Genomic DNA, 7381 nt, shown 5'->3' with positions numbered 1-7381 from the left:
TTAATTGTCAATTGTTATGCATGGTACCCGCTGAACCATGTACCCGGTATAACAATTAACCATTGACAATTAACAATTAAACAAGAGCCCTGAAAGGGAGCGTTAATTCAGCCCAATGTGGAGCGAAGCGTAGCGTTGGGAAACAAGGTAACCCCTCGGCACAGAGGGCTGAAAGCCTGAGGTAATACATGTAGTAGTGAAAAGTGAAGCCCTTCGGGCGTTGAGGTGTTGAATTGTTTAGTTGTTGATTTAGCTGATGGATGAACGCCTCTGTCATTCCGAACGTAGAGAGGAATCCCGCAAGAAAAAAAAGAGATTCATCGCTTGACGCTCTGAATGACAAATGTCCGAACGCAAATGACACAAACCAACGCAAATTAAAATTTGTGCAACTTGTCAAAGGCTTGTGCAACTTGTGGTTATGCCCTTCGGGCGTTGAGGTGTTGAATTGTTTAGTTGTTGATTTGGCTGATGGATGAACGCTGACTACTAACTAACAATTAAATTAAGGACAGGGGTTCTCCCCCTCTTGAGTAGGGGTTTTACCCCCTAAGGACAGGGGTTCTCCCTCCCTTGGGTAGGGGTTTTGACCCTTAATGTAAGGGGTTCTCCTCCTCTTGGGTAGGGGGTTTACCCCCTAAGGGCAGGGGTTCTCCCCCCCTTGGGTAGGGGTTTTGACCCTTAATGTAAGGGGTCCTCCCCCTCTTGAGTAGGGGGGTTACCCCCTAAGGGCAGGGGTTCTCCCCCTCTTGGGTAGGGGTTTTACCCCCTAAGGACAGGGGTTCTCCCCCTCTTGAGTAGGGGTTTTACCCCCTAAGGGCAGGGGTTCTCCCCCTCTTGGGTAGGGGTTTTACCCCCTAAGGACAGGGGTTCCCCCCCCTTAGGTAGGGGTTTTGAGCCTTAATGTAAGGGGTGAACCCCCTCTTGGAAGAGGGTAACACAATGGTTTGATTGTTGATTGGTTTGATTGTTGGCTGGCCGCTGATTAATTCAGGCTTTCAGCCCTCAAAAACAGGGTATGGATATGGATCCCCCACCCTTGCGGGATGGGGCTGAAATAATCCGGGCTTTCAGCCCTTGGTTAAATAATGGTAAACGCCGAACTGTCTATTGCGTAATTTGGGATAAAATGATCTTTTCCGTCGTTAAGTGCTGTGATTTGACCCGAAAATTTCGCGCAGTTCTTTATTGCTTAATTTGCCGATCCAGTTTTCTCCGGAGGCAACGGTCATCTCTGCAAGGTGCTTTTTATGTTGTATCATTTCATCAATTTTTTCTTCGAATGTATTCTTTGTAATCAGGCGATGCACCATTACGTTTTTCTTTTGTCCGATACGATAAGCTCTATCGGTCGCCTGATTTTCGACGGCAGGATTCCACCACAAGTCGTAGTGGATGATGTGCGAGGCGGCCGTGAGGTTTAATCCGGTGCCGGCAGTTTTGAGCGAGAGGATGAATATTTTGTCGGCCCGATTGGTTTGGAAGCGTTCTACCATGTTCTTTCGCTGCTCGATCGAACATGCTCCGTGATAAAACATCGGTCGGTTACCGAAACGTTCGGTAATGAATCGTTCGAGCATATCACCCATTTCTTTGAATTGCGTAAAGATAAGCACTTTTTCTCCCGACGAAAGTATCGTATCGAGCAATTCGAAGAGCAGTTCCGTTTTTCCGGAAAGGGATGCGTCGTAACGGTTGTTTTTTAAGAAACTGGTCGGATGGTTGCAGATTTGTTTTAGTGCCAGAATCATTTGCAGTACGAGTCCCTGACGTTTGAAAAGCGACTGTTTGTCGGCCGTTTCACTGTAACCTTCGATTTCTTCCATGGCAGCTTGCATGGTTTTTTGATATAGCGCCGCCTGTTGTTCGGTGAGCCATGCGAATTGATTCTGCTCCACTTTATCCGGCAGGTCGGAAATAATCGTTTTATCCGATTTCATACGTCTTATCATGAACGGCGATGTGATTTTACGGAATTTAGACACTGCATGCTCGTCATTGAAAACCTGTATGGGCGTAGCAAAATCCTCTTTGAATCTTCGTATATTTCCCAGGTATCCTTTGTTCGTGTAGTCCATAATCGACCAGAATTCACTCAGCCGGTTTTCCACAGGCGTTCCGCTCATCGCAATGCGGATTTTGGCCGGAATGCTTTTCACCGCTTTGGCTTGTGCGGTATCGTAATTTTTTATGTTTTGCGCCTCATCGATAACCATGACTTGCCATTTCCGTTTACGGAGTATTTCGCTGTCACTTCGCAAAACACCGTAAGTCGTTAGCATCACATCGGCATCGAATTGTTTCAGATCGCGGGCTTGTCCGTGAAAGAGATGCAAAGAGAGGGAAGGCGCGAACTTGGCCATTTCCGTTTGCCAGTTGGTCACTAGTCCGGTCGGGACTACGACTAATGCGCTGTATTTCGTCTTGAGAGTGACCTCTTCTTTGGCTTTAAGCAGGATGGATATGACTTGTAATGTCTTTCCCAATCCCATATCGTCTGCAATGATACTGCCGAAACCGATGCGGCTGTTCCGATACATCCACGAATATCCGCGATGCTGGTAGGGACGCAGCGTAGCGTTGAGACCTTGCGGGAGCGGGATATCATGACACGAAGTGAGTTCCGAAATCAAATCGCGTACTTCGTCGGTAAGCGAAACGGGGGCGCCTTCATATTCTTCGCTCAAGGCCGTTTGGAGCAGCTGGTATGAATTAAGGGGTTTATTATCGGTTATGGTTTTGTAAATCTTTTCCATCTCGTTTTCACTTACATAGATGTAATTTTCTTTGAAGCGAAACAGTCCCGATGCATTTTTTATCAACTTTTTAAAGTCTTCCGGCGAAAGAACCGTGTCGCCAAGAGCTATTTGCCAGTCGAATGTAAGCAGTTCGTCCAGCCGGATAAACCCTTGCTGATCTGATTTTCGTTTTAACCTTACGGAGGTCTTCGGACGCAACAAGTTTTGGAGCGATCTGGGAAGCAGCACCTGAATATCGAGTAGCCGGATAGCCGGCAACACTTCCATTAGGAACGGGGCGAACTCTTTTGTATCGAACCGGATAGGGAAAATTCCGCCCTGATTTACATATTCGTCCAGCCCGCGTATGAATGGCGACAACAACGATACGCTCCGGAGTATTTTAAAGCGATGCTTTTCGAATTGTTTTTCCTTCAGTATTTTGGATAGTGGAATGGGGAGCCTGTTGGGGTCTGAGGTATCTTCAATGCTTAGGGTTACATCGAAACGGTTGTCATCGATCTCTGTCACGGTGATCAGTGGTTTGTGGACTTCGGCTGTGAGGAAGTAGCGGTCGAGCCAGACCTTGATCCCTCCGCTCAAGGCATTTTCGCCTACGCCTGCGAAAGCGTAAGCCTTGTTTTTGAAAAACATGTCTTCGAACAAATCACCTGTCGATTGTTTGGACAATCTTTTTATCAGGTAAGAGATAAACAGCGACAGCAATTCCGTTGTCTGATTTTCTACGGAGACCAATTTTTCTTTTCCACGAACATTTTTGGTGGTTTGTAACAGATCTGTCGGCAGCCTTTCCGAAAGTTGTTGTACCAATGCGCGTACTTGCGTATCGATCATTGCCGGTATCCAGCGGATAACAAATAGCTTGTTTTCCAATTGGACGATTTGTGGAACGATATTTCCGTTTGCGACAAGATGGATAGAGGCAAAGAGGATTTGATGTGCCGCTGCTATCGAGGGTTGGTAATCGGGCAGATAGTCAGGGTGAAGATGAAACAGTGCGGGGAGCAGGTCAGGCAGTTTCTTGATATTCGAATCGTTGACCGACAAATGCACTTCGTTATTTCGGTTAATGTCGAAGTAAATCTGGGTATGATGTGAAATGGTGTGATTCGCCTCTACGGATCCCAACAAAGTGCTGAAATCGCGTTTTTTGTTGATGATTCGTTGGGCTTCTTTGCCCAAGCGTATAAATTGTGCGGCATATTTGTCACGAAAATTCCCTCCCGGATAAAACGGAGGCTTGTCCGGCAAGAGATGTACCAAGGGGGCGGCTATGTCGCGCAGGAGCGAGAAATCTACTCTCCGGTAAACTGCTTCATGATCGATGGTTTGCGTAGCTTTTTTTATCGGTTTAAGCAGAGAGGCCATGGTCGGAATTTCGTATCGTTTTTGCTCGGCGATAAAGATTCCGCGCTTCTTTAACTCTTCAATCAGGTCTACGTGATGAATTTTGAAAACAAGGAAAGGATCATTATCAATTTCGCGGCTGACCATATAAATCACCGAGGCCAAATGCTTACATGGCACTGCCCAATCGGGACAGGAACATTGCATTTTGAAATCGGTCCATTGGCGGGGGAAGACTTTCAACCCCGCTTGTTCGGCAATATCTAAAATGGCGGGATCAAGTTCTCGGTTGAGTAATTTCGAAATCAACACCGGCCTTGCAATGATTTTTTGCATCAGTATTTCAATCTGATCTTCAAAAAACGGCGGGACGATAATTGTTACTTTGTATGGAGAAGGGCGACTCCCGGATACTTTGGCCATTATCGTATTATCGTTCATCTTTACAGATTGTACGTGCCCGCTCCGTGCATAAGCGGCTCCTCGTGGCAGGCGATTGTCATAATCTGCATTTTCCAATGAACGTAACCAATGTTCACCCCACCATGTTTTACCGAATTGAATAGACATAAGAATGTGTAATGATTTTTTGATAGCCAATGCAAAGATGCTGCTTTTTTTGGATTTTATAGTGATGGACTCCGTTTTTTCTTCTTCACGATTTTTCCGATAGACCAAGATATCATCTTTTGTGCCGGACTTGATGTCTCAAAAACAGGGTGAACGTTGAATGACCAACCGATAGCTCTCGATTAGAACTGCCGGGTCGTTCGATGATGTAAAGAAGCGTTCGTGTTTTGAGCCAGAAGGAATGAAACGAAACAACTCCAAGCAATCCGGATACTCAACGTTCACAAAATAAGTTTGGCTTTTCGTCAGACATCGTTTATCTTTGTCCCCATAGATTGTATAATGAGAAACATAAAATCAAAACGTAAATGAAAAAAAAATGTATTGTACTGATCGCCTTTTTGTTATTGGCGGCGGGTTCTGAAATCTCAGCATGCACCGGCTTGCTGGTAGGGAAAAAAGCTTCGACAGACGGTTCGGTAATGATTAGTTATTCGGCAGACTCGCATACACTCTATGGTGAGATGTATCGTTGGCCGGCTGCGACATATCCTCAAGGTACGATGCTTGATGTATCCGAGTGGGATACAGGAAAGCCGCTGGGTAAGATCGCACAAGTAAGACAGACGTATTCCGTCATTGGAAACATGAATGAATATCAGGTAGCCATTACAGAAAGCACGTTCGGAGGACGTCCGGAGTTGATCGATACGACTGGGATTATGGATTACGGCAGTTTGATTTACATTGCTTTGCAACGATCCAAGTCTGCTCGCGAGGCCATTAAGGTAATGACCGATTTAGTGGCTGAATATGGTTACTACAGCAGCGGTGAGTCATTTTCGATTGCCGATAAGAACGAAGTTTGGATCATGGAGATGGTCGGAAAAGGAGTCGGCAATAAAGGGGCTTTGTGGGTAGCCATCCGTATCCCGGACGATTGCATTGCCGCGCATGCCAACCAGTCACGCATTCATCAAATCCCTTTCCATGATAAGGAAAACTGTATGTACGCGCCCGATGTTGTTTCATACGCTCGTGAAAAAGGTTATTTCAAAGGTAAAGACAAAGATTTCAGTTTTGCCAATGCATATTGCCCATACGAATTCAGCGGCTTGCGTGCCTGCGAAGCGCGTGTATGGTCCTTCTTCCGCCAGTACGACAAAGAAATGAACAAATACGAGGCTTTTGTCAGAGGTGACGCAACGAAAGAACCGATGCCGCTTTATATCAAACCAGACCGTAAACTCTCCGTACAAGACGTACAACAAGCCATGCGCAATCATTACGAAGGGACAAGTATGGATATGACTAAAGACCCGGGTGCCGGACCCTATAAGGTTCCCTATCGTTGGCGTCCGATGCACTATACCGTAGACGGACAGAAGTATCTCCATGAACGCGCTATCGCTACACAGCAAACAGGCTTTGTGATTGTCCCTCAGATGCGTAACTGGCTGCCCGATGCCATCGGAGGCATCTTGTGGTTTGGAGTCGACGATGCCAATACGGCTGTTTTCAATCCGGTTTACGCTTCTTCACTGGCAGTGCCTGAATGCTATCGGGTAGGCAACGGAGATATGTTGACCTTCTCGTGGAGTTCAGCTTTCTGGATTCATAATTGGGTCGCAAATATGGCATACCATAAATACAGCTTTATGATTGAAGACATCCGCAAGGTACAAACCGAGTTGGAAAACGGATACCATGATGCCCTTCCGGCTATCGATAAGGCTGCGTTGGCACTCTATGAGAAAAGCCCCGAAGAAGCACGCCGCTTCCTAACGTGGTACAGTACGACGACGGCCGATCAAGCTACCGCACGATGGAAAAAACTGGGCGAATATCTCATGGTTAAATATATCGATGGAAACGTAAAAAAAGAGCAGGAGGGAAAATTTAAACGTAATCCGTACGGACTGCCCTCTGCTCCAGACTTCCCCGGATACGACGAAGAATATTACAAAGAAATCGTTCGCCAAGGCGGTGAACAATTGAAGGCACAATGATGTTCTATCATTGAACCAAAAAATAAAGAAATGAAAAAGTTGATAGCTATCATAGCTCTGATTTTCCTGTCGGTTGCCGGATATGGACAGCGTCGACAGTCGTCGGCAGGAGTAAATGTAGGATATGCGCTCGATGGTGAGTCGGCAACGTTCGGTCTTGATTTCCGGCACAATGTGTGGCGGAATGTGCGAATCGCTCCCTCTGTTACGCACATGTTTCGTAATCACGGTATCAGCGCGTGGTATCTGGAGTTCGACGGTCACTACGTGGTACCTGTAACGCGCAACTTCGCGTTTTATCCGATCGGAGGCTTGGGAATGTCGGTTTGGAATCTCAAAGGACATGATGGAAATCAGACCCGTGTGGGACTGAATGTAGGATTAGGAGCCGAGCTTTATGCTACGGATCAGGTATCTGTGGGTACGGATATGAAATACAATCTAACGAGTAATTACGATCAGGCTTTGATAGCTGTCAGAGTAGCTTACCATTTCTAAACAAAGAAACACCCGGGCAATTAGCCTAAACAGAAAGAGTCATATTAAATTCCTTTTTTCGAGGAATGATATGACTCTTTTTATGAATAAATGGTCAGTACTCCTGAACATTTAATAAAGGATAATGAATATCCGTATATTTGCCTAAAATGACTATCTTTGCAAAAAATAAGGCAATGACCCTGATCGATTTTCTAA

General features: G+C 45.9%; 3 protein-coding genes. 2 read left to right on the top strand and 1 reads right to left on the bottom strand.

Annotated features, from left to right (window positions below):
• Positions 1-1145: 1145 nt before the first annotated feature.
• Entirely contained in the window at positions 1146-4547 is a 3402-nt protein-coding gene (locus EII41_RS12935) for a DEAD/DEAH box helicase (protein WP_185711918.1), read from the bottom strand.
• Positions 4548-5044: 497 nt separating this feature from the next.
• Here EII41_RS12935 and EII41_RS12930 point away from each other — a divergent pair, with 497 nt between their 5' ends.
• On the top strand, positions 5045-6685 hold the full coding sequence (locus EII41_RS12930; RefSeq protein ID WP_124790922.1) for a dipeptidase: 1641 nt from the start codon (positions 5045-5047) through the stop codon (positions 6683-6685).
• 30 nt (positions 6686-6715) lie between these two features.
• Positions 6716-7183 (top strand): outer membrane beta-barrel protein, encoded by a 468-nt coding sequence (locus tag EII41_RS12925; protein ID WP_124751501.1) that lies wholly within the window; start codon positions 6716-6718, stop codon positions 7181-7183.
• Positions 7184-7381: the final 198 nt, after the last annotated feature.

The sequence above is a fragment of the Tannerella forsythia genome (assembly GCF_003860135.1).
Taxonomy (GTDB): domain Bacteria; phylum Bacteroidota; class Bacteroidia; order Bacteroidales; family Tannerellaceae; genus Tannerella; species Tannerella forsythia_A.
Note: the sequence above shows the minus strand (reverse complement) of the source record. Positions and strands in the feature narration are given on the sequence as shown.

Excerpts from the sequence above, each read along its gene's own strand:
- EII41_RS12935 (WP_185711918.1), bottom strand. The coding sequence starts at position 4,547 with ATGAACGATAATACGATAATGGCCAAAGTATCCGGGAGTCGCCCTTCT.
- EII41_RS12930 (WP_124790922.1), top strand. The coding sequence starts at position 5,045 with ATGAAAAAAAAATGTATTGTACTGATCGCCTTTTTGTTATTGGCGGCG.
- EII41_RS12925 (WP_124751501.1), top strand. The coding sequence starts at position 6,716 with ATGAAAAAGTTGATAGCTATCATAGCTCTGATTTTCCTGTCGGTTGCC.